This window comes from Marichromatium sp. AB32, from assembly GCF_003718675.1.
In the GTDB taxonomy this organism is placed as follows: Bacteria; Pseudomonadota; Gammaproteobacteria; order Chromatiales; family Chromatiaceae; genus Marichromatium; species Marichromatium gracile.
The window spans coordinates 1-446 of record NZ_RHFJ01000142.1 but is presented as its reverse complement, the minus strand read 5'-3'; the positions used below and the strand labels follow the sequence as shown (position 1 = coordinate 446).

Genomic DNA, 446 nt, shown 5'->3' with positions numbered 1-446 from the left:
GGCGTCGAGCGCGTCGAGCCGGGCGGCGAGCGCGCGGCGATCGACCTTGCCGTTGGCGCTGAGATCGAGCCGTTCGAGCGGCAGGATCGAGGTCGGGATCATGTACTCGGGCAGGCGCTGGGCGAGGCTCTCGCGCAGCGCCGCGAGGGCCTGCTCGGGTTGCACGCCGGGGGCGAGCACCACCGCCGCGGCGAGACGGGGCGGCTGCCCGAGGGTGAGGGCGCAGGCCTCGGTGACGGCGGGCGCGGCGGTGAGCGCGGTCTCGATCTCGCCGAGTTCGATACGGTGCCCGCGCACCTTGACCTGCTGATCGGCGCGCCCGAGGAACTCCAGGAGCCCGTCGGGGTGATAGCGGCCGATGTCGCCGGTGCGATACCAGCGCGCCCCGGCGCGGGTGACGAAGCGCTCGGCGGTGCGCTCGGCATCGCCGCGATAGCCGCTGGCCA

The 446-nt window shown here is 74.9% G+C and carries 1 pseudogene; it reads right to left on the bottom strand.

Annotation, left to right across the window (positions count from 1 at the left end):
- Positions 1–446, bottom strand: a pseudogene (locus tag EBL85_RS16880) (AMP-binding protein); the annotation flags it as partial.